Source organism: Kitasatospora albolonga (assembly GCA_002082585.1).
GTDB lineage: Bacteria > Actinomycetota > Actinomycetes > Streptomycetales > Streptomycetaceae > Streptomyces > Streptomyces stephensoniae.
In genome coordinates, this window is sequence record CP020563.1 from 403,920 (window position 1) to 430,474 (window position 26,555).

At 73.9% G+C, this 26,555-nt stretch carries 23 protein-coding genes; 16 read left to right on the top strand and 7 right to left on the bottom strand.

All coding sequences use genetic code 11. The features are described 5' to 3' along the window. Window positions 1-42: 42 nt before the first annotated feature. On the bottom strand, window positions 43-1,359 hold the full coding sequence (locus B7C62_01675; GenBank protein ARF71107.1) for a Tellurium resistance: 1,317 nt from the start codon (window positions 1,357-1,359) through the stop codon (window positions 43-45). 256 nt (window positions 1,360-1,615) lie between these two features. Between B7C62_01675 and B7C62_01680 the strand changes: the two genes are divergently transcribed. The 4 genes from B7C62_01680 to B7C62_01695 all read left to right on the top strand — a co-directional run bounded on the left by B7C62_01680 (window position 1,616) and on the right by B7C62_01695 (window position 6,300). After that, complete coding sequence (locus tag B7C62_01680) at window positions 1,616-2,101, top strand: hypothetical protein (GenBank protein ID ARF71108.1); 486 nt, start codon at window positions 1,616-1,618, stop codon at window positions 2,099-2,101. A gap of 86 nt (window positions 2,102-2,187) precedes the next feature. Further along, window positions 2,188-3,012 (top strand): MOSC domain-containing protein, encoded by an 825-nt coding sequence (locus tag B7C62_01685; GenBank protein ID ARF71109.1) that lies wholly within the window; start codon window positions 2,188-2,190, stop codon window positions 3,010-3,012. Window positions 3,013-3,046: 34 nt separating this feature from the next. Further along, window positions 3,047-3,634, top strand: coding sequence for a hypothetical protein (locus tag B7C62_01690; GenBank protein ID ARF71110.1), 588 nt, complete (start codon window positions 3,047-3,049; stop codon window positions 3,632-3,634). Between the two features lie 233 nt (window positions 3,635-3,867). Then, complete coding sequence (locus tag B7C62_01695) at window positions 3,868-6,300, top strand: sporulation protein (protein ID ARF71111.1); 2,433 nt, start codon at window positions 3,868-3,870, stop codon at window positions 6,298-6,300. Here the strand turns inward: B7C62_01695 and B7C62_01700 are convergent. Beyond that, window positions 6,270-8,684: a hypothetical protein gene (locus B7C62_01700; protein ID ARF71112.1), complete on the bottom strand. Its 2,415-nt coding sequence runs from the start codon at window positions 8,682-8,684 to the stop codon at window positions 6,270-6,272. The two genes, B7C62_01695 and B7C62_01700, sit on opposite strands and share 31 nt — an antisense overlap. Window positions 8,685-8,983: 299 nt before the next feature. On the opposite strand from B7C62_01700, the gene B7C62_01705 reads away from it, so the two are divergent. The 5 genes from B7C62_01705 (at window position 8,984) to B7C62_01725 (ending at window position 14,715) form a co-directional block, all read left to right on the top strand. Further along, window positions 8,984-9,829 (top strand): DeoR family transcriptional regulator, encoded by an 846-nt coding sequence (locus tag B7C62_01705; protein ID ARF71113.1) that lies wholly within the window; start codon window positions 8,984-8,986, stop codon window positions 9,827-9,829. A gap of 66 nt (window positions 9,830-9,895) precedes the next feature. Beyond that, a complete protein-coding gene (locus B7C62_01710; protein ARF71114.1) occupies window positions 9,896-10,390 on the top strand; it encodes an Immediate-early protein 2 in 495 nt (164 codons plus the stop codon). Between the two features lie 111 nt (window positions 10,391-10,501). After that, window positions 10,502-12,511 carry a hypothetical protein gene (locus tag B7C62_01715; protein ID ARF71115.1) on the top strand — a complete coding sequence of 670 codons (2,010 nt, stop codon included), beginning with the start codon at window positions 10,502-10,504 and terminating at the stop codon, window positions 12,509-12,511. 77 nt (window positions 12,512-12,588) lie between these two features. Beyond that, window positions 12,589-14,175, top strand: coding sequence for an NAD(P)-dependent oxidoreductase (locus tag B7C62_01720; protein ARF71116.1), 1,587 nt, complete (start codon window positions 12,589-12,591; stop codon window positions 14,173-14,175). A gap of 60 nt (window positions 14,176-14,235) precedes the next feature. Continuing rightward, window positions 14,236-14,715, top strand: a complete 480-nt coding sequence (locus B7C62_01725; protein ID ARF71117.1) for an MxaD family protein — start codon at window positions 14,236-14,238, stop codon at window positions 14,713-14,715. Window positions 14,716-14,734: 19 nt separating this feature from the next. On the opposite strand, the gene B7C62_01730 is transcribed toward B7C62_01725, so the two are convergent. Beyond that, a complete protein-coding gene (locus tag B7C62_01730) occupies window positions 14,735-15,880 on the bottom strand; it encodes a cysteine synthase (protein ID ARF71118.1) in 1,146 nt (381 codons plus the stop codon). 251 nt (window positions 15,881-16,131) lie between these two features. Here B7C62_01730 and B7C62_01735 point away from each other — a divergent pair, with 251 nt between their 5' ends. Continuing rightward, window positions 16,132-16,449, top strand: a complete 318-nt coding sequence (locus B7C62_01735; protein ARF76933.1) for a hypothetical protein — start codon at window positions 16,132-16,134, stop codon at window positions 16,447-16,449. A 332-nt stretch (window positions 16,450-16,781) separates the two neighbouring features. Then, entirely contained in the window at window positions 16,782-17,270 is a 489-nt protein-coding gene (locus B7C62_01740) for a hypothetical protein (GenBank protein ID ARF71119.1), read from the top strand. A 113-nt stretch (window positions 17,271-17,383) separates the two neighbouring features. Here the strand turns inward: B7C62_01740 and B7C62_01745 are convergent, their stop codons facing one another. Continuing rightward, window positions 17,384-18,598 (bottom strand): hypothetical protein, encoded by a 1,215-nt coding sequence (locus B7C62_01745; GenBank protein ID ARF71120.1) that lies wholly within the window; start codon window positions 18,596-18,598, stop codon window positions 17,384-17,386. 353 nt (window positions 18,599-18,951) lie between these two features. On the opposite strand from B7C62_01745, the gene B7C62_01750 reads away from it, so the two are divergent. The 3 genes from B7C62_01750 to B7C62_01760 all read left to right on the top strand — a co-directional run bounded on the left by B7C62_01750 (window position 18,952) and on the right by B7C62_01760 (window position 21,427). Beyond that, window positions 18,952-20,079, top strand: a complete 1,128-nt coding sequence (locus tag B7C62_01750; protein ID ARF76934.1) for an MFS transporter — start codon at window positions 18,952-18,954, stop codon at window positions 20,077-20,079. Window positions 20,080-20,151: 72 nt separating this feature from the next. Continuing rightward, window positions 20,152-20,946 carry a hypothetical protein gene (locus B7C62_01755; GenBank protein ARF71121.1) on the top strand — a complete coding sequence of 265 codons (795 nt, stop codon included), beginning with the start codon at window positions 20,152-20,154 and terminating at the stop codon, window positions 20,944-20,946. A 193-nt stretch (window positions 20,947-21,139) separates the two neighbouring features. Further along, window positions 21,140-21,427, top strand: coding sequence for a hypothetical protein (locus B7C62_01760; protein ID ARF71122.1), 288 nt, complete (start codon window positions 21,140-21,142; stop codon window positions 21,425-21,427). Window positions 21,428-21,466: 39 nt separating this feature from the next. Here B7C62_01760 and B7C62_01765 read toward each other — a convergent pair whose 3' ends face one another. Continuing rightward, entirely contained in the window at window positions 21,467-22,183 is a 717-nt protein-coding gene (locus B7C62_01765; GenBank protein ARF71123.1) for a TetR family transcriptional regulator, read from the bottom strand. A gap of 207 nt (window positions 22,184-22,390) precedes the next feature. Here B7C62_01765 and B7C62_01770 point away from each other — a divergent pair, with 207 nt between their 5' ends. Continuing rightward, window positions 22,391-22,846, top strand: a complete 456-nt coding sequence (locus B7C62_01770; protein ARF71124.1) for a deazaflavin-dependent nitroreductase — start codon at window positions 22,391-22,393, stop codon at window positions 22,844-22,846. An 84-nt stretch (window positions 22,847-22,930) separates the two neighbouring features. On the opposite strand, the gene B7C62_01775 is transcribed toward B7C62_01770, so the two are convergent. Together B7C62_01775 and B7C62_01780 are read right to left on the bottom strand one after the other, a co-directional pair. Continuing rightward, entirely contained in the window at window positions 22,931-23,620 is a 690-nt protein-coding gene (locus B7C62_01775) for a hydrolase (GenBank protein ID ARF76935.1), read from the bottom strand. Window positions 23,621-23,641: 21 nt separating this feature from the next. Further along, window positions 23,642-24,922 carry a hyaluronate lyase gene (locus B7C62_01780; GenBank protein ARF71125.1) on the bottom strand — a complete coding sequence of 427 codons (1,281 nt, stop codon included), beginning with the start codon at window positions 24,920-24,922 and terminating at the stop codon, window positions 23,642-23,644. A 197-nt stretch (window positions 24,923-25,119) separates the two neighbouring features. On the opposite strand from B7C62_01780, the gene B7C62_01785 reads away from it, so the two are divergent. Beyond that, on the top strand, window positions 25,120-26,484 hold the full coding sequence (locus tag B7C62_01785; GenBank protein ARF71126.1) for a dipeptidase: 1,365 nt from the start codon (window positions 25,120-25,122) through the stop codon (window positions 26,482-26,484). Window positions 26,485-26,555 lie beyond the last annotated feature (71 nt).

Genomic DNA, 26,555 nt, shown 5'->3' on the forward strand with positions numbered 1-26,555 from the left:
TCCGGCCGGGCGGCGGCGGGGCAAGTGCGGCTAACGGGCGGCTCACTTGCGGCCCGGGGTCCAGTTCATGCCCCAGCCGTAGGCGGCGTCGATGGTGCGCTGCGGGCTGACGCCCCGGTTCGGGACGAGGTAGCGGGCCTCGCGCTGCACGGTGAGGTCGCCGCCGTTGTTGGTGATCAGGGCAAGCGCGCAGACCGTGGAGGGCACGGTGCATTCGTCGAGGGAGAAGTCGATCGCCGCGCCGTTCTGCGGCTGGAGGGTGACCGTGGCGTGGAGATCGGCGAAACTCCGGGCGCCTTCATAGATGGTGACGAAGATCAGTACGCGGCGGAGCAGGTCCTTGCGGTCGAGGTTGACGGTCATGTTCTCTCCGGTGGAGAGCGCGCCGGTACGGTCGTCGCCGTCGAGGTGGATGAACGGCGGCTGGTTCAGCGAGCCGAACGCGTTTCCGAGTGCCTGGACAACTCCCTTGCGGCCGTCGGTGAGTTCGTACAGCGCGCAGAGATCCAGATCGAGATCTCCGTGCATCGCGACGGCCCGGCCGAGTTTCGCTCCCCAGCCCTTGAACTGCTTGCGCACTTCCCAGTTGAGATTGACGCGGAGCGCGCCGGAGGTGCCGCCCTGCTTGGCGAGGGAGACGGCCGGCGCCTCCTTCGTCAGCGTGATCTTGGACAGCCGTACGGGCTGGGTGACGGGCGGGGCCACGGGGGCGGGCGGCGCGACAGGGGCCACGGGAGGTGCGGGAGGTGCGGGAGGCACGGGGGCCGCCGGGGGTACGGGGGCCGCGGCGGGCCGGGACGGCGTGGGCGCGGGGGCCTGCTGCGGTTCGTCGACGGAGATGCCGAAGTCCGTCGCCAGCCCTTCGAGCCCGGTGCTGTAGCCCTGTCCGACCGCGCGGAACTTCCAGGCGCCCTGGCGCCGGTAGAGCTCACCGAGGATGAACGCGGTCTCGACCGTGGCGTCCGTGGAGTCGAAGCGGGCGAGCTCGGCGCCGTTCGCCGCGTCCACGATCCGTACGTACAGGCCGTTCACCCGGCCGAAGCTGCCGCCGTCGGCCGACGCGGCGACGACGATCCGCTCGATCGCCGGCTCGACCCGGCCGAAGTCGACGGCGAGGGTGTCGGTGACCCCGTCACCGGCGGTCCGCTTGCCCTCGTGGCGGACGGCGCCGGACGCGTGGGCAGGCTGGTTGTAGAAGACGAAGTCGGCGTCGTCGCGGACCTTTCCCGACACCAGCAGGAGCGCGGAGCCGTCGACATCGGGAGCGCCCGCGGCGGACCGCCACCCCAGTTCCACTCGGACGGTGCCCGCAGGCACCGGAACGTTGGTTCCTTTTTGCATGGTCATGCTCGCCCCCATCGGAGTCCGGCTGCCCGCAGGCATTTCCCCCAACCTAATCCCCGGCCCCGGCGCGGTGTGCCGCCCGGTACGGAGACGGTTCCGGCGATCCGCCGGTAACCCCTCGTGAACTCGGCCTTTACACGATCATCGATGGTCGGTGCGCCCTTTTTTGCCAAGTTCGCTCGCATTGGGGATTGCGGTTCACTCACATCGCGGAAACGAACCCTCTTATCGGACTCCCCAACCAGCACATCGTGGGCTTAACTTAGGTGGCATGACCTCCCCTCGCTCCGCCTTCGGCGGCGGCTACTACGCCGCGTCGTTCCCCGACACTCCGATCTACGACTCCCTGGTCGCGGAGCGGGGCACCCCGCAGATCGCCCCGATCCGCGTCCCGGCCGCGTACGACACCTCCAGCAGCTATCTGCCGGCCCTGCCGTCGGCGCTGCCTGCGCTCCCCGCGGCCCCCTCGCAGCCCACCGGTTCCTACGGCTACCCGCAGCAGCAGCCGGTGCCGCAGTACCAGCAGGCCCCCGCGCAGCAGGCGCCGATGTATCCGGCCGGGCTCCAGAGCGCCCCGGCGCCGTACATCCCGCAGCAGCCCTCGGCGGTCCGCGGCTACGGGCAGCAGCCCCAGCCGCAGCGCCCCGCCCCGGGCACCGGGTACGAGTCGATGCGCCCGGCCTCGCCGCGCCCCGCGCCGGCCCCGTCGCCGTACGAGGACCCGTACAACCGGCCGTACCAGAGCCGGGGGTACTGACCCGGGCGACGGTCACGCACGGGTACGGCCGGAGGCCGAAAAAAACCGGGCGTACGGGGACGGGGGTGGCTGGCAGGATGGGCGGCATGTCGCATCCCGTACTCCGCTCCGCCCATGTGTATCCGGTCAAATCGCTGGCAGGCCAGGCATCCGACGAGGTTGCCGTCGAGCCATGGGGACTCGACGGCGACCGCCGCTGGATGCTGATCGACAAGGCGTCCCGGGCGATCACACAGCGTCAGCAGCCGTTCATGGCGCGGATCTCCGCGGTGCTGCTGCCGGGCGGCGGGATCGCCCTCTCCGCACCGGACCGGCCGCCACTGCGGGTCGAGGTCCCCGCGCCGGAGCGCCTGATCAGTGTGGAGCTGCACCGGGACACCGTGACGGTGGCGGAGGCGGCGCCCGAGGCGCACGACTGGTTCAGCGAGGCCCTCGGCTCGGAGACCCGGCTCGTCCACCTCGACGACCCGGCGCGCCGCAGACATGTCGACCCCGAGTTCGCGCGCCCCGGGGACATGGTCTCCTTCGCCGACGGCTATCCGCTGCTGCTCACCACCACGCCCTCGCTCGACGCCCTGAACGCCCTGGTCGCGGCGGGCGACCGGCCGGACGAGGGCCCGCTGCCGATGGACCGTTTCCGGCCGAACGTCGTGGTGGACGGCACCGAGGCATGGGCCGAGGACGGCTGGCGGCGGATCGCCATCGGTGAAGTCCCGTTCTCCGTGGTGAAGCCCTGCGGCCGGTGCGTGATCACCACCACCGACCAGCGCACGGCCGAACGCGGCAAGGAACCGCTGGCCACCCTGGCCCGCCACCGCAGGGTGGGCAACCAGCTGCTCTTCGGCCAGAATCTGATCCCGGACGGGCCGGGAGTGATCCGGGCCGGGGACCCCGTCAAGATCCTCGACTGAGGACGGCGTACGGGCCGGGGGAAGGTGCCAAGGGGTGGGGGCGGTACGGGGAGTCCGGCGGTGGTGGCGTACCGCCGACCGCCGCGAGGCACGGGTGACGCTGGGCGCGCTGCTGCTCCTGGTGCCGGTGGCACCGGCGGCCGGATGGGCGGGCGGCGCGCTGGCCGACGCCTCGCTCCAGCGGGAGGTCCGGGCCCAGCAGGAGGAGCGCCGGGCCGTGGACGCGGTCGTGGTGGACCGGGTGCCGGAGGCCCGGCGGTCCGCCGGTGACCCGGACGCGGCGTCGGAACGTACGACGGTGGTGGCGGCCTGGCGGGCGCCGGACGGCACCCCGCGCAGCGGAGAGGCCGCCCCGGTGTCGGCGCCCGGCGGCGGTCCCGGGGCGCAGGTACGGATCTGGACGGACCGGGACGGGCTTCCCGTACCGCCCCCGATGAAGGCGCGGACGGCCCGCACGCACGCGCTGCTCGGCGGTGCCGGGGCGTTCCTGCTCGCCGTCGGGTGCGTCGAGGCGGGCAGGCGGCTGGCCGTGGCACGCATGGTGCGGCGGCGGTACGCGCGCCTGGACCGGGAGTGGGCCGAGGCGGACCAGGACTGGGGCCGGGCCGGGACGGGCGGCTGAACCGGGCGGGGAGCAACAGACGGCCGGCCTCGGGCGGGAAGCGGTGGCCGCCCGTCCCGGCTTCACGGCCGCCCCGGAGCGGGCGACACCGCCCCGGCTCCCCGAGTCGTCAACTCCCGCCCCTCCCGCGCGCTACGGTGGTCCGACCGCGTCCGCCTCCCCGAGCAGACACCCAGGCAGGCAGGCGGTCGGACCCGAGGCAGCACAGCACGAGGTGGGGGCAGAGCAACTCCATGGCACAGGGCACGGTCCAGGTGACGCACACCGGCACATCGCGATGGCGCCGCCGCACGGGCGAGTACGCCTCCCTCTCCGCGGCCCTGGAAGCGGCGGCCGACGGGGACGTCCTCACCGTCGCGCCCGGGACCTACCGGGAGAACCTCGTCCTCCACCGCGCGGTGACCCTGCGCGGCCCCGAGGGCTCGGTCGGCTCGGTGCGGATCGCGCCGGTCGACGGCGTACCGCTGACGGTCCGCGCCTCCGCGATCGTCCAGGATCTGCACATCGAGGGGCAGGACTCCGCCGCCCCGGCGCTGCTGGTGGAGGACGGCACCCCCGAGTTCACGGATCTGCGGATCGTGACGCGGTCCGCCGCCGGGATAGAGGTACGGGGAGCGGCCCGGCCCACCGTGCGGCGCTGCACCGTCGACAATCCGGCCGGGGTCGGCATCGCCGTCCTGGACGGGGCGGGCGGGGTCTTCGAGGAGTGCGAGATCGTCTCGGCCGGGCAGTCCGGCGTCTCGGTCCGCGACGGCGGCCACCCGCGTCTGGACCGCTGCCGTATCCACCACTCCTCCGGCGCGGGCATCGGCGTCACCGGTGAGGGCAGCGGTCTGGAGGCGATCGGCTGCGAGGTGTACGAGATCAAGGGCAGCGGCGTCCAGGTGACCGCCCGCGCCACCGCGCACCTCACCGACTGCACCGTGCACCGCACCTCGGGCGACGGGGTCACGCTGGACACCGACGCGGTGCTGACGCTCGCCGACTGCGACATCCACGACATCCCGGAGAACGCGGTCGATCTGCGGTCGCGTTCGGTGCTCACGCTGACGCGTTCCACGGTCCGCCGCTTCGGCCGCAACGGGCTCTCGGTCTGGGACCCGGGGACCCGCGTGGACGCCAACCAGTGCGAGATCCACGACAGTACGGGCGACTACCCGGCGGTCTGGGTCAGCGACGGGGCCACGGTGATACTGGACGCCTGCCGGGTCCACGACGTGCCGGACGCCCTCTTCGTCCTCGACCGGGGCTCGCGCGCGGACGTGGTGGACAGCGACCTCTCGCAGATCCGCAACACCGCCGTCTCCGTGAGCGACGGGGCCACCGCCCAGCTGGACGACTGCCGGATCAGGGAGACCTCCACCGGCGCCTGGTTCCGCGACCACGGCAGCGGCGGCACGCTGAACAACTGCACCATCGACACGGCCCAGACCGGGGTCATCGTCACCAAGGGCGCCGACCCCGTCATCGAGCGGTGCACGGTCACCAACCCCGCCGAGGCCGGATTCTACGTCTCCGCCGAGGGCCGGGGCACCTTCGACAGCTGCCGGGTGACGGGCAGCGAGGGGTACGGCTTCCATGTCATGGACGGCTGCCGCACCACCCTGACCCGCTGCCGCACCGAGCGGTGCGCGCGCGGCGGGTACGAGTTCGCCGAGGGCGGCGACGGGTCCGGCGCGTCCGGCCCGGTGGTCACCGACTGCACGAGCGACGAGAGCGGTCTGCGGACGGCACCGGCTCCGGCCCCCGCCGTGCTGACGGCCACGCAGACGACGCCGGGCCTGCTCTCCACCCTGCCCGGCCAGCGGCCCGTGGCGGCGGAACCGGCCGCCCCGGCCACCCCCGCCGAGCCCGCCCGCGACTCCTCGGCGGTCCTCGGTGAACTGGACGCGCTGGTGGGGCTGGACAGCGTCAAGCGCGAGGTGCGGGCGCTGACCGACATGATCGAGGTGGGCCGCCGCCGTCAGGAGGCCGGGCTCAAGGCCGCATCCGTCCGCCGCCACCTCGTCTTCACCGGCTCCCCCGGCACCGGCAAGACCACGGTCGCCCGGCTGTACGGGGAGATCCTGGCCTCCCTCGGGGTGCTGGAGCGCGGCCATCTGGTGGAGGTCTCCCGGGTGGACCTGGTCGGGGAGCACATCGGCTCGACGGCGATCCGCACCCAGGAGGCGTTCGACCGGGCGCGCGGCGGGGTGCTCTTCGTGGACGAGGCGTACGCCCTCTCCCCCGAGGACTCCGGGCGCGACTTCGGCCGGGAGGCCATCGACACGCTGGTGAAGCTGATGGAGGACCACCGGGACGCGGTGGTGGTGATCGTCGCCGGGTACACCCACGAGATGGAGCGGTTCCTCACCGTCAACCCCGGGGTGGCCTCCCGTTTCTCGCGGACCATCACCTTCAGCGACTACGTCCCCGACGAGCTGCTGCGGATCGTCGAGCAGCAGGCCGAGGAGCACGAGTACAGCCTGGCGGACGGGACCGGGGAGGCGCTGCTGAAGTACTTCACCGAGCTTCCCAAGGGCCCCGCCTTCGGCAACGGCCGCACCGCCCGGCAGACCTTCGAGTCGATGGTGGAGCGGCACGCGGGCCGGGTCGCCCAGCTCGCCGAGACGAGCACGGACGATCTGACCCTGCTCTACCCGGAGGACCTCCCGGAGCTCTTCTGAGTGCTGACTCCGCCCGCCGCCTGCCGGGGCAGCCGGGGGCCGAGCTCCTCCAGGAGGGCGGTCCGCTCCTTCGCGAAGACCGGGTCGGCCTGGTAGTCGGAGTGGCCGAGGATCGGTTCGGGCAGCGGGAGCGCGGTCGTACGTCCGTACGCCAGCGGGTCCTTCAGCGGCCCCCGGTCGACGCCGGGGTCGGGGTCGGTGGCCAGCCGGACGGGCCCGCCGATCGGGTCGGTGGCCCGCCAGAGGTTGCGCCAGCAGTGCACCGAGCGGTTCAGGCCGAGCAGGGGTACGGCCCCGAAGTAGGCCGGGAACCAGCGCCCGTACAGCCGCTCGATCGGGGAGCCGTAGGTGAGCAGCCCGACCCGGCGGCGGGCGGTGTCGGGGAGCTGCCAGACGGCGGCGGCGGCGAGGACGCTGCCCTGGGAGTGGCCCGAGATGATGAGCCGGCCCTTGGTGGTGGCCGTCCAGGCGCACATGCGGGACGCCAGGTCGGGGACGGCGCGCTCGGCGTAGCAGGGGGGCGCGAAGGGGTGGGCGGCGCGCGGCCAGAAGGTGCCCACGTCCCAGAGGATGCCGATGGTGCGCCGGGCGGAGGCGTCCCGGTAGGCGCGGCGTCCGCTCGCGACGAACAGTATGAAGCCGAAGCCGATCAGCCAGGAGCCGGTCGACTGGGCGGCCTCGGCGAGCGCTTCGACAGGGGCGGCGGCCCCGTCCGTCGCACGGCCGGGCACTTCGCCGCTGGTCCAGGAGCCCACGACGGCCGCCGCGCCGAGGAGCAGGGTGGCGGCGGAGACCACACCGACGATCCAGGGGGCCGAGTCGGTGAGGGCGGCGGTGGCGCGGATACGGGCGATGCGCCGGGTGCGGGCCCGGTCGGGCGGTTCGGGGGCGTACTCCGCCTCGATGTCCGGTCCCATGCGGCGGGCCCGGCGGGCGGTGCGGACGGTCAGGTAGAGGACGGGGGCGAGCAGGAGGAGCAGCAGCACCGGGATGACGGACGCCTGCCAGCTGAGCAGGACCGGCGGGCCCTCGATGATGGAGCCCTCCCCCATGCCCGGGGTGCCGGGGCCGTCCAGCCAGTCGGCGACGCGCTGGGCCACACCGCCGGTCATCACCCCGCCGAGGGCGCAGGCGAGCATGGCGACGGACGGGCCGCCGAGTCCGTACAGCGTGGTACGGGGTTCGGGGGTGCGCCGGTAGAGGCTGCGGGCGACCAGGGCGAGGACCACGACCAGAAGGCCCTGGCCGAGGGCGAGGAACCGGAAGGCGGTCTCGCCGGGCAGGCTGCCGGAGGACTGCCACTCCGGGCGCGACCACCCGGCGTGGAGGACGGCGAGGCCGAGCAGGACGAGCGCCGAGCCGGGGAGGTAGGTGATGAGAGCACCGTCGAGGCGCATGTCGCGGGCGCGTTCGCTGCGGCCCCGGCGGCAGACGACCCAGACGGCCACCGCGGCGCAGACCACGATGGCGCCCTCGATCACCGCGCCGAACACCTGCGGCACCGAACTGCCGGCGGTCCGGTCGTGGCGGGCGGCGGCGCCGGAGACGGCCGCCGCGACGGTGAGGAACCCCGCGGCGGTGTGCGCGGCACGGAGCCGGGCTACGAGCCGGCGCCCGTACCAGAAACCGGGCCTGCCGAGCGCCGGGGGCACCGGGTCCCGGCCGTCGTCCGAGGGGTCCGCCGCACCGGGCCCGTGGGCCTCCTCCGCCCCGTCCGGGTCGCACGCGTCGGCGTCCGCCGCGTCCAGCGGGCTCTGGGACTCGTAGGCGCTCCAGGTCCGGTTGGAGAGGTACCAGAGCAGCCCCACCAGGGCGGCGGGGACGAGGGCGGCGAGCGCGAGCCGCCGTCCGGGCTGGGACCACCAGCCGCCCTGATGGCTCGACAGGAAGCCCAGCCAGGAACGGCGTTCGGAGCAGGCCGAGGTGCCCGCGCACTGCCAGGCCACCAGGTCCAGCGCCACTTCGCAGGCGGCGGCGGTGAGCAGCACGGTGAGGCTGAGCGCGACGAGCCGCACCACGACGCCGTACAGCCGGACCGCGCGGGTGCGGCCGGTGGCGGTGGGGCGCATCCAGTGGGCGAGGTTGACCACCATGAACGGCAGAAGCAGCAGCCAGAGGGCGCGGGAGCCGTTGCCGGAGGTGAGCCCGGACCAGCAGTACGCCTCGGCGACGGGCTCGTCCCGGTAGCGCTCGGGGTACTTCTCGCCGTGGGCGTCCTCGGTGCGCCGGTACACGGCGGCGGTCGCGTCCCCGGTGACCCGGACGGTACGGGGGTCGCCGAGCATCTCCTGCGGGGTGGCGCCTCCGACACCGTGGACCAGCAGCTCCAGCGCTGCGCCGGTGTTCTGGGGAGGCGGCGACGGGGGCGGGACGGCAGGAGCCAAGGGGGAACTCTCTCTCGGGCGCGACGGCTGCGTCAGCCGACGGGGAGGTGACAGGGGATGTGACGCGGGACGTGACAGCGGTCGAGCGGGAAACGCAGGAGAGGGTGGCGGGGAAGCCGTCGGCTCCGGCCCGTGGCCCGGCACCAGAATTCCGGACGCGGGGCGGGTGTGTGAGCGGTCTTACGGAATCTCCCCAGGTGGAACGCCGGACATGCCCGCGTGACAGGATGAGCCTGTCCCGCAGGCCGCTGCGGGCGGCAGGACAGCGGGACGGCAGAGGGAAGGGCGGGGCACCGGTCTTGAGCGAGAATCAGAACCTCCTCGCGGAGCAGCGGCGTGCCCTGATCCTCGACGAGGTGCGCAAGCGCGGCGGGGTCCGGGTCAACGAGCTGACCCGCAGGCTGAACGTGTCCGACATGACGATCCGTCGGGACCTGGACGCGCTGGCCCGGCAGGGGGTCGTCGAGAAGGTCCACGGCGGTGCCGTCCCGGTGGTCGAGGCGAGTACGCACGAGCCCGGCTTCGAGGCGAAGTCGGCGCTGGAGCAGGGCGCCAAGGAGGAGATCGCGCGGACCGCCGCGGCGATGGCCCCGCCCGGCAGCGCCGTCGCCCTCTCGGGCGGTACGACGACCTACGCCCTCGCCCGGCATCTGCTGGACGTACCGGATCTGACGGTGGTGACCAACTCGGTGCGGGTGGCCGATGTGTTCCACGACGCGCAGCGCCCGGCGCCCGGCCGGGCGGCCCGGCCGGGGGCGGCGACGGTGGTGCTGACGGGCGGGGTGCGGACCCCTTCGGACGCGCTGGTGGGCCCGGTCGCCGACCGGGCCATCGACTCGCTCCACTTCGACCTGCTCTTCCTCGGGGTGCACGGCATCTCCGCCGAGGCCGGTCTGTCCACCCCGAACCTCGCCGAGGCCGAGACCAACCGCCGGTTCGTCCGGGCGGCGCGCCGGGTCGTGGTGGTGGCCGACCACACCAAGTGGGGGACGGTGGGGCTGAGTTCCTTCGCCGCGCTGGACGAGGTGGACACGTTCGTGACGGACGCGGGGCTGGACCCGGCGGTGCGCGAGGAGATCGGCGGATACCTGCCGGGTCTCGTGGTGGCGGGCGGACCGCCGGAGGAGGCCGTGTCCCCCGGCTGACGGGGCGTGGGAGGGGGCGGATTCCGTTCGGGTCGCCGTACGGCTGTGACGTCCTAGGATCGAGGAATGGCCGTCTTCCGGATCGAGCGCTTCTCCCCCCTTCCCGCAGCCGAGGCATGGCGCCGGGTGACCGACTGGGAACGGCACGCCGCACATGTCCCGTTGACCGCCATCACCGTGGCGGGCGGGTCCCCGACCCGGGTCGGCACGGTGTTCACGGCGCGTACGGGGGTGGGCCCGCTGGCCTTCGACGACCCGATGGAGGTGGTCCGCTGGACCCCGCCCGCCGGGGGCCGGGCCGGGATCTGCCTGCTGGAGAAGCGGGGGTCCGTGGTGCTGGGCCGGGCCTCGATCGATGTGCTGCCGACGCACTCCGGCTCCCATGTGGTGTGGGTGGAGGAGCTGCGGGTGCGGCTGGTGCCCCGGTGGGGTGATCCGCTCCTGGCCTCCGCCGGGCGACGGCTGTTCGGCGGGGTGCTGGACTCCCTGCTCGCCTCGCCGGGTGAGGGCCGGAGCCGCGACCCGGGCGAGGGCCGGGGCGGAAGCCGGGACGGCGGCTGAGGATCGCAACGACCGGGGCGCCGATCCGGTGCGGGTGATGTGACCGTCACACGATTGACTCGTTTGTCGGTATGACACCTCCCCGCCACGGCCCCGGAAGGCACCGAACTCATGCCGATCCATCAACCGCAGCACCGGTCCGCCGCCGCACCGCGTCAGCCCCTGGGCGTGCAGCAGGCCGAGGCCGCCCTCGTGGAGCACTACCCGCGCCTGGTGCGGCTCGCCTATGTCGTGCTGCCGCCCGCGCTGGGGCGGCACCGCCGGGTCCTGGCCGCCCACGGAGCCGTACAGCGCGCCCTGCCCGGACCCCGGAGCGCCCCGGACCGGGTGCGGGTGCCCGCCCAGTCCCGCCGCCGCTCCCCCGAGGCGGAGGGGGCGGCACGTGCGGAGGGGCCGGAGAGCGCCCCGTACGCGTGGATGCGGCTGCGGGTGCTGCGGACGGCCCTGGCGTACGAGCGCAGGCCCCGGTGGTGGCCCGGGCGGCTCCCGGCACCAGCCGCGCTGCGCCCGGCGCTGCCGGTGGTCTGGGGGCTGCGGCTCTTTCCCCGGGCGGGCGGTGTCGACGAACTGGCCCTGGACCGGGCCCTGTCGGGGGTGCCGGGTGCCGTACGGGCCGCGTTCGCCCTCCAGTTGCTCGACGGGCTGCCGGAGTCCGGCGTACGGGCGCTGCTGGCCGAGGCGGGGGCGGACGACCCGGCGGGGGCGGTGCGGCGGGCGGCCCGGCTGGGGAGCCCGGACCGGGCGGCGACCCAAGTCCTGCTGCGGTCCGGGGAGTTCGACCCGTGCACCGTGCAGACCCGGCCGAGCGATCTGCTGCGGCGCAGGCACCGGATGCGGGCGGTGGCCCTGGCGGCGGCGCTCTGCGTGGTGGCGGGCACGCTGGCGGTGGCCGCCGAGAAGGGGGCGCGCGGCCCGGACGGTGCGGGGGCCGGTGTCTCCGTACCGGCGCTGGACCCGGCGGCGCTGCTGCGGACGGCGGCGGAGCAGTGGGCGGACACCTCGCGCATCGACTTCACCGCCTGGCCCGTACGCGGTGACCGGCGGGACGACGGCGAGCTGCTGGGCCGGGCGCTGCGGGCCTGGTCCGCGCCGCCCGGGACCGTACGCGTTTCGGCCACCCCGGAGACGGCCGACGGGCCGCCCGCGCAGCCGCCCCGGCTGCTGTTCGCGGGCGAGGTGGACGGGGCGGCCGTGGTGCTGTTCCACGACGGCGGGGTCCGGGTGGTGCGGTACGCGGAGCCGCTGTCGGGCGGGGGCGGGGCGGCGCTGGACTTCGCCCGGACCGATGACGCGGACGTGACGACGGCGGCGGCCGTGGTCGTGAACCGTACGGGCGCGAAGGCGCGGTTCCTGCTCGCCCCCTGGGTCTCGGAGACCACCACCCGGGACCTGCTCGCACCGGACACGCCCGGCCGTCCCCTGGAGGTGGGCCCGGACGGGATCACCGCCCCGGTGGAGCGCCCGGCGGCGGGCGGCGGCTGCGACGTGTGGCCGGTGCTCCAGCTGCGTTCCTCCGAGCGGATCGTGGAGAACCACGCGTTCCTGGTGACCGATCTGGGTGATCTGGCCCCGGCGCATCTGACGTACACCCCGCAACCGGGCCGGGGCGCACCGGCCCGGCAGCCCCGTGAGGCGACCGGCCCGGAGGCGCTGGGCGCCTGGGCGCGTACGGCGTGTTCGCTGCGGGCGCTGTCGGGTTCGGGGGTGCGGGCGGTGAACAACTGGGCGTTCGCGGAGCAGAAGCTGCCCGAGGGCGGGGCGCGGGCGGAGTGGCTCTGCACCCGCGCCGACACCTGGCGGGGCCCCGGCCGGGTCCTGGTGCAGTTCCTCCAGCCCGCCGCCTCCCCCACCGCCCCGGCGGCCGTCGTCGCCGACCGGGACGACACCGCGCTGTGCAGCAGGTTCGGCCAGCACATCCTGGCGGGCACCCACTGGAAAGCCGCCTCCGGCCGGTGGTACGTCCTGGCGGCAGGCAGCCGGGCCGTCGACCGGATCGAGGCCACCGGGCAGGTGCAGGGCGCGGCGGGCGGCCCGACGCTCGCGGTACGGGCGCCGCGCGACGCCTCCGTACAGCTGACGGCCGGGCTGCGCGGGGGCGGGACGCTGACGGCGGTGCGCTGAGCCGTCGGGACCGCGCGCTCCGCCGTACGGAGTCCTCGTACCGCCTCCGTACGGGAACGGGTGCGAGACTCGGACAGATGACGGATCTTCCTGAGGAACCCGGCGTGTCCGACCCTGCCGACGAGCTCTCCGACCGTACGGAGCTGCGCTGCCTGGTGACCGGTGCCACCGGTTATATCGGCGGCAGACTGGTGCCCGCCCTCCTGGAGGCCGGGCACCGGGTCCGGGCGCTGGCCCGTACGCCGCAGAAGCTGCGCGACTACCCATGGGCGGACCGGGTCGAGGTGGTGCGGGGCGATGTCACCGACGCGGACTCGCTGACGGAGGCGATGCGGGACGTCGATGTGGCGTACTACCTGGTGCACGCGCTCGGCTCCGGCGCGGACTTCGAGGAGACCGACCGCAGGGCGGCCCGGAACTTCGGCGAGCAGGCGCGCGCGGCCGGGGTGCGGCGGATCGTCTATCTGGGCGGGCTGACCCCGGAGGGCGTACCGGAGAAGGAGCTGTCGCCGCATCTGCGTTCGCGCGCCGAGGTGGGGCGCATCCTGCTGGACTCCGGGGTGCCGACGGCGGTGCTGCGGGCGGCGGTGGTGATCGGTTCGGGGTCGGCCTCGTTCGAGATGCTGCGCTATCTGACCGAGCGGCTTCCGGTGATGGTGACCCCGAGCTGGGTCTCCACCCGTATCCAGCCCATCGCCGTACGGGATGTGATCCGGTACCTGGTGGGGAGCGCCGCCCTGCCGCCCGAGGTGAACCGGACCTTCGACATCGGCGGCCCGGACATCATGACGTACCGCGACATGATGCAGGGCTACGCCCGGGTGGCGGGGCTGCCGCGCCGGGTGATCGTGCCGGTGCCGGTGCTGACGCCGACGCTCTCCAGCCACTGGATCGGGCTGGTCACCCCGGTGCCCCGGTCGATCGCCCGGCCGCTCGCGGAGTCGCTGCGCCACGAGGTGGTCTGCCGGGAGCACGACATCACGCGGTACGTCCCCGACCCGGCGGAGGGGCCGATCGGCTTCGACCGGGCCCTGGGGCTGGCCCTCCAGCGGATCAAGGACGCCCGGGTGGACACCCGCTGGTCCTCCGCCTCGCTGCCGGGGGCGCCGAGCGACCCGCTGCCGACCGACCCGGACTGGTCGGGCGGCAGCCTCTACCGGGACGAGCGGGAGCTGGCCGTGCCGGTCGACCGGGCGGACCTGTGGCGGGTGATCGAGGGCATCGGCGGCGAGAACGGCTGGTACTCCTTCCCGCTCGCCTGGGCGGTACGGGGCTGGATCGACCGGATCGTCGGCGGGGTGGGGCTGCGGCGCGGGCGGCGGGACGCCCACCGGCTGCGGGTCGGGGACTCGCTGGACTTCTGGCGGGTGGAGGAGATCGTGCCGGGGCGGCTGCTGCGGCTGCGGGCGGAGATGCGGCTGCCGGGCCTGGCGTGGCTGGAGCTGTCCGTCGGCGCGGACGACCGGGGGCGCACGCTCTACCGGCAGCGCGCCCTGTACCACCCGCAGGGGCTGCTCGGCCACGCCTACTGGTGGGCCGTGTCGCCGTTCCACGCGGTGGTGTTCGGCGGGATGGCCCGCAACATCGCCGAGGCCGCCGTGACCGCCGCCCGGGCGCGGTCGGCGGGCCGGGAACCGGTGGCCGACAGTGGTACAGACAACTGACGCCCCGGCCGCTATGGTGTGCGCGGCTCCATCAGCGCAGACCGCCGGGAGGTGCACACGATGGCACGCCGACTCCGTACCGTGGGACTGGAGTTCACCGAATCCGCGCCGATACGTCTGGTGTTCGCCGCCGAGGTGGCCGCACCCCCGGACGTGGTCTACCGGGCGCTCGCGGAGGACGTCGCCTCCTGGCCCTCCTGGTTCACCGCCGTCACCCGGGCCACGCCCACCGACGGGGGCGCGGGCCGGGAGGTGCGGCTGCGGGGCGGTGTCCGCTTCCGCGAGACGATCGTGGCGGCGGAGCCGGGCGAACGGTACGCCTACCGGGTGGACGAGACGAACGCCCCCGGCCTGCGGGCCCTGGTGGAGGAGTGGCGGCTCACGGCGGACGGGACCGGGACCCGGGTGCAGTGGACCTTCGCCGCCGACGGGACGGGCCCGTTCCGCTCGGTGCTGGGGCTGGCGCGCCTGGGCATGGGCCGCTCCTTCCGGGACGCGGTGCGCCGCCTCGACGGACGGCTGACGGCACCGGCGGCGTGATCCGCAGGAAGCCCCTGGCTCAGCCGGTCAGGGTCCCGGTGGTCAGGAAGGTGTCGATCGCCGCGCGGTACGGGGCGATGTCCAGGCCCTGTTCCTCCAGCCAGGAGTCGGAGTAGTACTTGTCCAGGTAGCGGTCGCCCGGGTCGCAGAGCAGGGTGACGACGCTGCCGGTCTCCCCCCGCTCCACCATCTCGGCGATCAGCTTGAAGGCGCTCCACAGGCCGGTACCCGTGGAACCGCCCGCCTTGCGGCCGATGGCCCGCTCCAGGGCCCGTACGGCGGCGACGCTCGCCGCGTCGGGCACCTTCATCATCCGGTCGATGGCGCCGGGCACGAAGCTGGGCTCCATGCGGGGGCGGCCGATGCCCTCGATCCGGGAGCCGCAGTCGCTGCTCGCGTGCGGGTCGTGGTGGGTCCAGCCGTCGAAGAAACAGGAGTTCTCCGGGTCGGGCACACAGACGCGGGTGTCGTGCTGGAGGTAGTGGACATAGCGGGCGATGGTGGCCGAGGTGCCGCCGGTCCCGGCCGTGGCGACGATCCAGGTGGGTTCCGGGTAGCGCTCCAGCCTGAGCTGCTGGTAGATCGACTCGGCGATGTTGTTGTTGCCGCGCCAGTCGGTGGCGCGCTCGGCGTAGGTGAACTGGTCCATGTAGTGCCCGCCGGTCTTGGCGGCGAGGGCCGCGGACTCCTCGTACATCTTGCGGGAGTCGTCGACGAAGTGGCACTGCCCGCCGTGGAATTCGATGAGCCGGCACTTCTCGGGGCTGGTGGTGCGCGGCATCACGGCGACGAACGGCACGCCGATCAGCTTGGCGAAGTACGCCTCCGAGACGGCGGTCGAACCGCTGGACGCCTCGATGACCGGCTTGCCGGGCCTGATCCAGCCGTTGCAGAGCCCGTAGAGGAAGAGCGAGCGGGCGAGCCGGTGCTTGAGGCTGCCGGTGGGGTGCGTCGACTCGTCCTTGAGGTAGAGGTCGATGCCCCACTCCTCGGGCAGCGGGAAGCGCAGGAGGTGGGTGTCGGCCGAGCGGTTGGCGTCGGCCTGGACCTTGCGGACGGCCTCCTTCAGCCAGGCCCGGTACTCCGGGTCGCTGCGGTCGACGTCCACGGTCTCCATGACCGTCCCCGTGGCCCCGCGGTCCTGTCCCAGCTCATGGGTGTCCATCGCCGTGCTCCTGTTCGCCGCTGCTCTTCGCTGTTCTTCCGCCTGGTTCTCCTGCCTCCACGATATGCCCCCGACCTGCGCAAACGTTGACTTTGATGGTCCATAGCCCTGCCTTTGACCCTGCCTGCGGGGGCAGTTGGGGCAGGCGGGTGCGAGCAGCGCGGGGCGGGCTTCCGCGCCCTCTGGCGGCCGGGGGCGCGGCCGGGCACACTGCAACAGGAGAAGTGGTGACGAAGGGGGGCGAAGTCGCGATGGCGGACGCCGAGTTCAGCGCGTCGGGGGTCAGGATCGAACGGTTCACCCGGTCGCTGACCAGGGCCGGTCAGGTGGTCGTCAAGGACGGCCGGCTGTCCCTGCTCATGAGCAACGGGCGGGAGATCGACAGCGCCCCGGTGGGCACGGTGAGCGCGGGCAAGCGGTGGTTCTTCGCCGCGGACTCGGCCATCGCCCGGGTGAACGGGGTGCGTTACCGGTTGACGATGGGGCAGCGCAACCGCAGACGCGACGGGGCCGCTCCGCTGCGCCGCTTCCTGGAGGCACTGCGCAGCGCGGGAGGCCGCCGGGGCTGAGCGGCCGGGGCCCCGGGCCCGGATCGGGGCTGCGGCCGGGGCTGGGACCGGGGCCTGCGGGGGTGTACCGGCGTGCGGTACGCGGCTCCGCGAGTTGCGGAGCCGCACGGGCTGGGCCACGCTGGACCCACGTCACTGAAGGTGCACCGTCGGTGACAGAGCGATCCGCTCCACGGACCGGGTCGCGCGACACGAGCAGACACGACAAGAGCAGAGCGGATCCGGCAGTCACCTCGGTCGTCCGCCGGCTCCGTTCGTTCGTCTTCCGTCTTCTTCCGGACCTATTTCGGGGAGTCGCAGCCGTGATCAGCGAGCCAAGCAGGCACTGCACGGTGGAGCTCCAGGCCCTGCCGTCGCGGATCGGTCAGGTCCGCAGAATCATCTCGGCGCAACTGCGCTACTGGCATCTCGATCCTCTGATCGACCAGGCGGCCCTGGGCGTCACCGAGCTCCTGACCAACGTCCACCGGCACGCACAGCCGGACAAGTCATGCACCGTCGACATCGAGCTGCTGCTCGACCGGCTGACGGTCTCCGTCCACGACCACGACCCCCGTGTCCCCACGGTGAACGAGGCGGATTCCTTCGCCACCTCGGGCCGGGGTCTGGCCCTGATCGCCGCGGTCAGCGAGAGCTGGGGCGTACGGCCGAGCGGCGCGGCCGGAAAGGTCGTCTGGTTCACCCTGCCGGCGACCTGCGACACCTCGACCCTGCCACCGCTCGCGGTCTACGGGTCGACGACCGACGGGCCGTTCGGGTCCGTCTCCATCAGCCCCGAGGCCATCGCGACCGTCCCGGAGCGGTCGGCCGTCGTCGGCTGAGGACCGGACCGCGCCCGCGCCCGCTTCCGGAGGGGCAGGAACCGGCCGCCCCGGAGTGGGCGGCCGGGCGGAGGCGTTCCGGGGGCGTTCCGGGCTGCGGGCCCCGGTGCCCGTCAGGCGAGAACAGCCAGCGGGTCGTCGAGGACCGGCTGCCAGGCCAGTTCGGCCGCGCCGACGAGGCTGTTGTGGGACAGGGTGCAGGGCAGGATCGGCACACTGCCGCTGCGGCCCCAGAGGCTGCGGTCGGCGACGACGGCCCGCAGCCGCTCCGGGTCCGCCTCGAGCAGCTCGCGGTGGAGTCCGCCGAGGATGATCCGGTCCGGGTTGAGGATGTTCACGAGCCCGGCGAGGCCCAGGCCCAGGCGGTCGATCAGCTCCTCGGCGGCGTGCCGTACGTCCACGTCCTCGTACTCCGTACTCAGCAGGTCACCGGCCTGCTTGAGCAGCGACTCCTCCGGGCCCGGCTCACGGCGCGCGGTGGTGAGGAAGGCGAGCGGGTCCGTCTCCACGTCGAGGCAGCCGCGTCCGCCGCAGTGGCAGGGCCGCCCCTCCGGGTTCACGGTGAGGTGCCCGACCTCCAGCGCGAGCCCCGAACTGCCGCTGTGCAGGCGGCCGTCGAGGACCAGGGCGCCGCCGACGCCCCGGTGGCCGGTGGCGACGCAGAGCAGGTGCTGCGCGCCGCGTCCGGCGCCGTGCCGGTGTTCGGCCAGCGCGGCGAGGTTGACGTCGTTGCCGGTGAAGGCGGGGCCCGTGATGCCCGCTTCGCGTACGCAGGCGGCGAAGATGTCCCGTACCGGGGAGCCCGCGGGCCAGGCGATGTGCAGCGGGTTGAGCGCGGTGCCCTCGGGTTCGGCGACCGCCGACGGGACGGCGAGTCCGGCGCCGACACAGCGCAGCCCGCTCGCGCGCAGCAGCTCCGCGCCCGCGGCCACGACCTCGCCGAGGACCTGCGCCGGGTCTGCCATCACGGCGACGCACCCCGGGGCCGTGGCGACGATCCGGCCGCCGAGTCCGACGAGGGCGGCCCGGAAGCCGTCGGCGTGGACCTGGGCGGCGAGGACGACGGGTCCGGTCTCCAGGACGGCCAGCCGGTGCGAGGGGCGGCCCTGCGAACCGGCCGCGGACCCGGGGCTGGAGTCGACCCGGATCAGCCCGAGCGCCTCCAGCTCGGCGGCGACGGCCCCGGCGGTGGCCCGGGTGACCCCGAGCTCGGAGGTGAGGACGGCGCGCGTGGGGGCGCGCCCGGTGTGGACCAGCTCCAGTGCGGGTCCGAGCGCGCTGCGGCCCCTCTCCAACTTCGTCCGGGTGGTGGTCGCCTTGCCGTTCATGAGGGCGAGTCTCCCATGATCCGGAGGCGCCCCGGACGCCGAGGGAGAGCGCCGGGACGGGTGACGTGTCCCTCCGTCAGGTGCGCCGGGCCGGTCCTGTGAACCGTGTCGCATCCGCCCCGACAGGCATGCCGCGTCTGTCCCCTCAGCCGTGCCGCGTCCGCCCTGACAGCTGTGCGCGCCCGTCTGTCAGCCGTATCGCGACCGCTCTGTCAGCCGTGTTGCGTCCGCCGTCCGGCCGCCCCTATGCTGAGTTTGTGCCGCAACTAAACAAACTGCGGACGGCCCTACCGGGGGGACCTGGCGGAGACACCGCCCCACCCGTGTCGGCCCGCCTCCGTACCGCGCTGACCGTGTTCTTCGCCCTCGACGGCTTCCTCTTCGCAGGCTGGGTGGTCCGTATCCCGGCCATCAAGCAGCAGACCGGAGCCTCCGCCTCCACCCTCGGCCTCGCCCTGCTCGGCGTCTCCGCGGGCGCCGTGATCACCATGATGCTCACCGGCCGGCTCTGCCGCCGCTACGGCAGCCATGCCGTCACCGTGGCCTGCGGGGTCCTGCTCCCCCTCTCCATCACCCTGCCCGCCCAGACCCATTCCGCACTCTCCCTCGGCCTCGTGCTGCTGGTCTTCGGAGCGGCGTACGGCGGGATGAACGTGGCGATGAACAGCGCGGCCGTCGACCTGGTGGCCCAGCTGCGCCGACCGGTGATGCCGAGCTTCCACGCGGCATTCAGCCTCGGCGGCATGGTCGGCGCCGGGCTCGGCGGGCTGGTGGCGGGCGGCCTCGCCGCCTCGACGCACCTCTTCCTGCTGGCCACGATCGGCCTGCTCGTCACCGCGTTCGCGGGCCCCGCCCTGCTGCGCCACCGCCCGGCCCGTACGGCGTACGAACCGCGCACGCCCCGGCAGCAGGGCCCTCGGCAGAAGCTCGACCCGCGGGCCCGCCGGATCGTGCTGCTCTTCGGCGTGATCGCGCTGTGCACGGCGTACGGGGAAGGCGCACTGGCCGACTGGGGCGCGCTCCACCTGGAACAGGACCTGGGCGCCCACCCCGGGCTCGCCGCCGCCGGTTACGCGCTGTTCGCCCTGACCATGACCGTCGGCAGGCTCACCGGGACCCTGCTCCTGGAGCGGCTCGGGCAGACCCGCACCCTCGTCCTCGGCGGGGCGGTGGCGGCGGCCGGGATGCTGCTGGGCTCCCTGGCCCCGACCGTCTGGCTCGCGCTGGCCGGGTTCGCGGTCACCGGGCTGGGGCTGGCCAACATCTTCCCCGTCGCCGTGGGCCGGGCCGGTGAGCTCGCCGGACCCAGCGGGGTGGCCGCCGCGTCGACCCTCGGCTACGGGGGGATGCTGCTCGGCCCGCCCGCGATCGGCTTCCTGGCCGACTGGTTCTCGCTGCCGGTGGCACTGACGACGGTGGCCCTGCTGGCCGTGGCGGCGGCAGCCCTGGGGTACGGGGCCCGCAACGCGACGCACGCCTGACCGGGCGGCCTCTCCGGGCGGCCCGCACCAGCCGCGGGACCGCCCGCCCCTGCCCCTGGCACAATCCGCGCCATGGAGATCATCGAGCACATCGCGTCCCTGTCCGAGGAAGGGCGGCTCCTCGCGGCAGCCGCCGAGCGGTCGGGGCCGGGTGCCTCGGTCCCGACCTGCCCCGGCTGGCAGATACGCCACCTCCTGCGTCACACCGGCATGGTCCACCGCTGGGCGGCCGAGTTCATCACCGAGGAGCACACCGCGTACCACCCCGACAGCGGTGAACCCGATCTCGACGGTGGCGAACTCCTCGACTGGTTCCGGGCGGGCCACCGCCACCTGGTCCGGTCGCTGGAAGCCGCCCCCGCCGACCTGGAGTGCTGGACGTTCCTGCCCGCCCCCTCGCCCCTGGCGTTCTGGGCCCGCCGCCAGCTGCACGAGACGACCGTGCACCGGGTCGACGCGGAGTCGGCGCTCGGCGGGCCGCTGACGACGGTGGGCGCCGACCGGGCGGTCGACGGCATCGACGAACTCCTCACCGGCTTCCACGCCCGCCCCAGGAGCCGGGTGCGCTCCGCCGTCCCGCGCACGCTGCGGGTGCGGGCCGTGGACACGGACGCGGTGTGGACCGTACGGATCTCGGACGAACCGCCCCGGGCCGTACGGACATCCGTGGCGGGCGACGGGCACGGCGGAACCGGCCCGGACGGCGAGGACGACACCGAAAGCGACCGCGTGGACTGCGAGTTGAGCGGCACGGCCGAGGGTCTCTACCTGACGCTCTGGAACCGGCTGCCGCTCGGCGCCGTCACGCTGCGGGGCGACCGTTCGGTGGCCAGGCTCTGGACGGACAACTCCGCGGTCACCTGGTGAGGAGGGCCGGGAGCCCGGGCGCGGCAGACGCGGCGGATGCACGGGGCGCGCGCCCGGAGTTCGCGCCCGCCCTGAGTTCACGCCCGAGCGAGCGCCCGCCGGAGCTCGCGCCCCCGCTCCCCCTGAACTCTCCCGCTCCCCCGCAGCGAGCGCCCGCTTGCCCGGGGCGCGCGGCGCCTGTGACACTGCGGCCATGGGGCGACGGACGCAGGCCGAGCGGGACGCGATGACGATCGAGATCGGTTACGCGCTGGTCAGCGCCACCGTGCTGGCCGCCGTCACCTTCGCGGGGATTCTCGCGCCCTCCCTGTACGTCTTCGACCTCGGCCGCACCGCGCGGCAGATCGTCCTGGGGGTGGCCGCCGTGGCCGCCGTACTGGCCTTCGTCACACGGGTCGTCCACGTCCTGTGGCGCTTTCCGCGACGGGAGGGACAGCCGCTGCCCGTGCCGCCCCCGTCCCGGCCGGACCCCGGCGCGTAGACGGGAACCACGGGCCGTCGGCGGTCGGCCGGACCCGGCTCAGCCTGCCGGAACACCCCGCAGGCCCACCGACCGGGCGAGCTCGCCCGCCGCCTGCCGGAACAGCGGCTCGCGCGCCTCGACCACCCGGTTGAACTGGCCGAAGAGCTCGAAGGAGATCAGGCCGAAAAGCTGCGCCCAGGCGGCGACGAGGGCCGCCACCGCGGCGGGCGGGAGGTCCGGCGCCAGGTCGGCGGCCATCCGCTCGGCCTCCGGGCGCAGCTCCCGGGCGAGCGGGGGCACGGCGAGACCGTCGGACCGGAACGCGTCGCGGACGAGGCCGAAGAAGACCAGGCCGACCCGGGAGGCGGGTCCCACCGTGTCCATGGGGGCGCTGTACCCGGGGACGGGCGAGCCGTAGATCAGGGCGTACTCATGGGGGTGGACGAGGGCCCACTCCCGTACGGCACCGGCCACGGCGACGAAGCGGTCGGCGTACGGGGCGGGGCGGGGGCGGGCCCGGTCGGCGGTGGCGCGAGCACCTTCCGCGACCTCGCCGATCGCGTCGTACGCGTCGACGATCAGCGCGGTGAGCAGATCGTCGCGGCTCGGGAAGTAGCGGTAGAGCGCCGAGGAGACCATGCCCAGCTCGCGGGCGACGGCGCGCAGGGAGAGTCTCGCCGCGCCCTCCGCCGCCAGCTGCTTTCTGGCTTCGTCCTTGATGGCGGCGGTCACTTCGACGCGGGCGCGTTCCCTGGCCCCTCGGATGGTGCTCATGGTGATCAGTCTGCCACGCAAGCAGAGCACTGAACAATAACGAGAGCAGTGCTCTTGATTTTGCGCACCGCTTCCGTGCACACTGATCTCAAGAGAGAGCACCGCTCTCACATTCGGATCACCGCTCTCTCTATGTTTCGGAGCGCCGCCCACATCCCGCTCGGAAGATCCACACATCCGCACACCCACACGCCCCTGGGGGTCACCATGTCTCAGCCGTACTACCTCCGGGCGAGCTCGGCCGCCAACCGCCTCAACAAGGTCGTCGGTCGGCTCGCCCGGCACGGCGTCAGCCTCCTCGGCTCCGCCGAGATGTCGGTACGGGGACGCAAGAGCGGGCAGATGCAGCGCATCCCCGTCAACCCTCACACCTATGAGGGCGCCGAGTACCTCGTCTCGGCCCGGGGCCACTCCCAGTGGGTGCGCAACATGCGTGTCGCGGGCGGCGGTGAGCTGCGGGTGGGGCGCAGGACCCGCTCCTTCTCCGCCGTGGAGATCGCCGACGACGAGCAGAAGGCCAGGATTCTCCGCACCTATCTGGAGCGGTGGGGCTGGGAGGTGAACCAGTACTTCCGGGGCGTCACCGCGAAGTCCACGGACGCCGAGATCCTGGCCGCCTGCCCCGACCACCCGGTCTTCCGCATCACGACGGCCGAGGGCTGACGCGGTGGATGCCCGAGGGCTGACACGGCACCGGAGCCGGGAGGGGGCGGCCGCGTCATCCGGAGCCGGGGGCCGACCGCCGTATCAGGGCCGGGGCCCGGCCCCGGCGATCAGCTCCCGCACCAGGCCGACCAGGAGCGCGGGCCGGGACACGAACGGGGAGTGTCCCGTACCCCACGTGCGTACGTCGGTGCAGCGGGCGGCCAGCGTCCGTTGCAGAGCGGGATCGATCGCCCGGTCCCGCGCGCAGACGACGTATGTGGAAGGGGTCCGCTTCCAGCTGTGGTGCGCCGGGACGCCCCGGCCGCAGCCCGGGGCCTGCGAGCGCAGCAGGCCGACCGCTCGGGCGGCGAGAGGTCCGGGGCAGTCCCCGTAGAGGACGTCGGCCGCCCGGCCGGGGTGCAGACTCGTCGTCCCCTCGGGCCCGTCCGCCGTCGGCACGACCGCGTCGCGCAACTGCGGGGTCGCCCCGCCGAGCGCGGCGGCGCTCTCGCCCTCGTCCGGTACGAAGGCCGCCACATAGACGAGGTGGCGGGCTCCGCGCACCCCGGTGATCACCGACCCGCCGTAGGAGTGGCCGAGCAGGATCGGGGGCTCCCCCAGTGCGTCGACAGCGGCCTGGACCGCTGCCGTATCGGCGGCGAGGGAGCCCCGGTGGAGCTCGGGGGCGGCCACCGCGATCCCCTCGGCCCGCAGACCTGCGGCGACCTCGGCGAAGTGTTCGGGGCGGTGGTAGAGGCCGTGGACGAGCACCGCGCCGGCCCCTTCACCCACGCCCGTCACCCGCCGCTCGCCTCACGCACGCTCACCGGGTCCGGCACTCGCCGCCTCGCCCGCGCCCGGCGCTCCTCGCCCGCTCCGGCGGTCGCTCGCGCTCAGCGCGCGCTGTGCCATCGGGTGTGTACGCACGAGCTCGGCCAGCGAGGTCGTGCCCCGGGTGATCCCGGCGAACGCCTTCCAGGCCGGACGGAAGCCGGTCAGCACCGCGTGCAGCACCCCCGGGCGGCGTTCGAACAGCTTGAGCATCCGGCGGCCGACACCCATCTCCACGCCGAGCCCGGCCTTGATGGCGAAGGCGTAGTTGAGGGCCTGGCGGCGGGCGTCCACCGCGTCGTGCGACTCGGCGATCCTGACGGCCCATTCGCCCGCGAGGCGGCCGGAGCGCAGGGCGAAGGAGATGCCCTCCCGGGTCCACGGCTCCAGGAGGCCCGCCGCGTCGCCGCAGACCACGACCCGGCCGCGCGAGAGCGGCGAGTCGTCGCTGCGGCAGCGGGTCAGATGGCCCGAGGAGATCGACGGCTCGAACCCGGCGAGGCCGAGGCGGGCGATGAAGTCCTCCAGATACCGCTTGGTGCCCGCGCCGTCGCCGCGCGCCGAGATCACCCCGACCGTCAGCGTGTCGCCCTTGGGGAAGACCCAGCCGTAACTGCCGGGCATCGGGCCCCAGTCGATGAGCACCCGGCCCGCCCAGTCCTCCGCCACCGTCGCCGGAACGGGGACCTCCACCTCCAGGCCGAGGTCCACCTGGTCGAGCTTCACCCCGACGTGTGCTCCTATCCGGCCCGCGCTGCCGTCCGCGCCGACGACCGCCCGCGCGAGCACCGTCTCACCCCCGGCCAGCACGACCGCGACCGTACGCCGGTCGGGCACGGCGGGTCCGTGCTGCTCCACCCGCACCACCGAGGCTCCGGTGCGCAGTTCGGCACCGGCCTTCTGCGCCTCCTCCACCAGCCCGGCGTCGAACTCCGGGCGGTTGATGAGCCCGAAGAGCATCCGCCGGGAACGCCGGGTGCGGGAGAGCTTCCCGTTGAGCGAGAAGGTGACCGCGTGGATGCGGTCCTTCAGGGGCAGTTCGAACCCCGGTGGCAGGGCGTCACGGGAGAACCCGATGATGCCGCCGCCGCAGGTCTTGTAGCGCGGCAGTTCCGCCTTCTCCAGCAGCAGAACCCGTCGGCCCGCCACGGCCGCCGCGTACGCCGCCGATGCGCCGGCCGGTCCGGCGCCGACGACGACGACGTCCCAGACCGACGACGACTCTTCGTTTTCCCGCCCGGCGTCTGCGTTCTCGCTGCTCACGATGTGCTTCTGCTCCTGATCCGACCAGTGGCCCCAAGCTGCTCACGGCATCCTACGGCGCGTCCCGGCCGAGCCCCCCTGTGGGAGGATCGGCCATGATTCTGTCGTACGCACGGCACCGCGATCCACGGTGTCGTGGATAGGGCGCGTACTCACCGTGCCCTCCTCTTAACGTCGCACCCACGAGGAGCGTGCCCATGACCGCCCGTCCGATTTCCGAGACCGTCGCCTCGCTGATGCCCCGCGCCCGGGCGGAGCTCGCCGAGCTGGTCGCGTTCCAGTCGGTGGCGGACCCCGCGGTGTTCCCGAAGAGCGAGTGCGAGGCGGCGGCGAACTGGGTCGCGGACGCGCTGCGCACCGAGGGCTTCACGGATGTCGCCCTGCTCGACACCCCCGACGGGACCCAGTCGGTCTACGGTTTCCTGCCCGGCCCGGCCGGGGCGCCGACCGTGCTGCTCTACGCCCACTACGACGTACAGCCGCCGCTGGACGAGTCGGCGTGGCTCTCCCCGCCGTTCGAGCTGACCGAGCGCGACGGCCGCTGGTTCGGCCGGGGCGCGGCGGACTGCAAGGGCGGGTTCATCATGCACCTGCTCGCGCTGCGCGCCCTCAAGGCGAACGGCGGTGTCCCGGTCTCGGTGAAGGTGATCGCCGAGGGCTCCGAGGAGCAGGGCACCGGCGGTCTGGAGCGGTACGCGGAGGCGCACCCGGAGCTGCTGGCGGCCGACACGATCGTCATCGGGGACGCCGGGAACTTCCGGGCCGGGCTGCCGACGGTCACGGCGACGCTGCGCGGGATGACGATGCTGCGCGTGAAACTCGACACCCTCGAAGGGAACCTGCACTCGGGCCAGTTCGGCGGCGCGGCCCCGGACGCGCTGGCCGCGATGATCCAGCTGCTGGCCTCGCTGCGCGACGAGAACGGGACGACGACGGTCGACGGTCTGACCGATGACGCCGACTGGCAGGGACTCCAGTACCCGGAGGCCGATTTCCGGCGGGACGCCAAGGTGCTGGACGGCGTGGAGCTGATCGGTACGGGCACGGTCGCGGACCGGATCTGGGCACGCCCCGCCGTCACCGTCATCGGTATCGACTGCCCGCCGTGCGTCGGCGCCACCCCGTCGGTCCAGGCGAGCGCGCGGGCCCAGATCAGCCTGCGGGTGCCGCCGGGCCACGACGCCGCCGAGGCGACGAAGCTGCTCACCGCCCACCTGGAGGCGCACACCCCGTGGGGCGCGCGGGTGGCGGTGGAGCAGGTGGGCCAGGGCCAGCCGTTCCAGGCCGACACGTCCAGCCCGGCGTACACGGCGATGGCGGACGCGATGCGGGACGCCTACCCGGGCCAGGAGATGCAGTCCGCGGGCATGGGCGGCTCCATCCCGCTCTGCAACACGCTGGCGTCGCTCTACCCGGAGGCGGAGATCCTGCTCATCGGCCTCAGTGAGCCCGAGGCGCAGATCCACGCGGTGAACGAGAGCGTGTCGCCCGAGGAGCTGGAGCGGCTGTCGGTCGCCGAGGCGCTGTTCCTGCGCAACTACGCGGAGTCCAAGAAGGTCTGAGGACCCGCCGGGCCCCGGCCGACGCTCTCTTCGGAAGCGTCGGCCGGGGCTTCTCCGGAAGCACCTGCCGG

What these genes read in the sequence shown, in the direction of transcription:
- B7C62_01745 (ARF71120.1), bottom strand. Translation starts at nt 18,598, where the DNA reads ATGAACGGCAAGGCGACCACCACCCGGACGAAGTTGGAGAGGGGCCGC.
- B7C62_01755 (ARF71121.1), top strand. Translation starts at nt 20,152, where the DNA reads ATGGAGATCATCGAGCACATCGCGTCCCTGTCCGAGGAAGGGCGGCTC.
- B7C62_01770 (ARF71124.1), top strand. Translation starts at nt 22,391, where the DNA reads ATGTCTCAGCCGTACTACCTCCGGGCGAGCTCGGCCGCCAACCGCCTC.
- B7C62_01680 (ARF71108.1), top strand. Translation starts at nt 1,616, where the DNA reads ATGACCTCCCCTCGCTCCGCCTTCGGCGGCGGCTACTACGCCGCGTCG.
- B7C62_01760 (ARF71122.1), top strand. Translation starts at nt 21,140, where the DNA reads ATGGGGCGACGGACGCAGGCCGAGCGGGACGCGATGACGATCGAGATC.
- B7C62_01685 (ARF71109.1), top strand. Translation starts at nt 2,188, where the DNA reads ATGTCGCATCCCGTACTCCGCTCCGCCCATGTGTATCCGGTCAAATCG.
- B7C62_01675 (ARF71107.1), bottom strand. Translation starts at nt 1,359, where the DNA reads ATGGGGGCGAGCATGACCATGCAAAAAGGAACCAACGTTCCGGTGCCT.
- B7C62_01710 (ARF71114.1), top strand. Translation starts at nt 9,896, where the DNA reads ATGGCCGTCTTCCGGATCGAGCGCTTCTCCCCCCTTCCCGCAGCCGAG.
- B7C62_01720 (ARF71116.1), top strand. Translation starts at nt 12,589, where the DNA reads ATGACGGATCTTCCTGAGGAACCCGGCGTGTCCGACCCTGCCGACGAG.
- B7C62_01715 (ARF71115.1), top strand. Translation starts at nt 10,502, where the DNA reads ATGCCGATCCATCAACCGCAGCACCGGTCCGCCGCCGCACCGCGTCAG.
- B7C62_01785 (ARF71126.1), top strand. Translation starts at nt 25,120, where the DNA reads ATGACCGCCCGTCCGATTTCCGAGACCGTCGCCTCGCTGATGCCCCGC.
- B7C62_01725 (ARF71117.1), top strand. Translation starts at nt 14,236, where the DNA reads ATGGCACGCCGACTCCGTACCGTGGGACTGGAGTTCACCGAATCCGCG.
- B7C62_01730 (ARF71118.1), bottom strand. Translation starts at nt 15,880, where the DNA reads ATGGACACCCATGAGCTGGGACAGGACCGCGGGGCCACGGGGACGGTC.
- B7C62_01695 (ARF71111.1), top strand. Translation starts at nt 3,868, where the DNA reads ATGGCACAGGGCACGGTCCAGGTGACGCACACCGGCACATCGCGATGG.
- B7C62_01735 (ARF76933.1), top strand. Translation starts at nt 16,132, where the DNA reads ATGGCGGACGCCGAGTTCAGCGCGTCGGGGGTCAGGATCGAACGGTTC.
- B7C62_01765 (ARF71123.1), bottom strand. Translation starts at nt 22,183, where the DNA reads ATGAGCACCATCCGAGGGGCCAGGGAACGCGCCCGCGTCGAAGTGACC.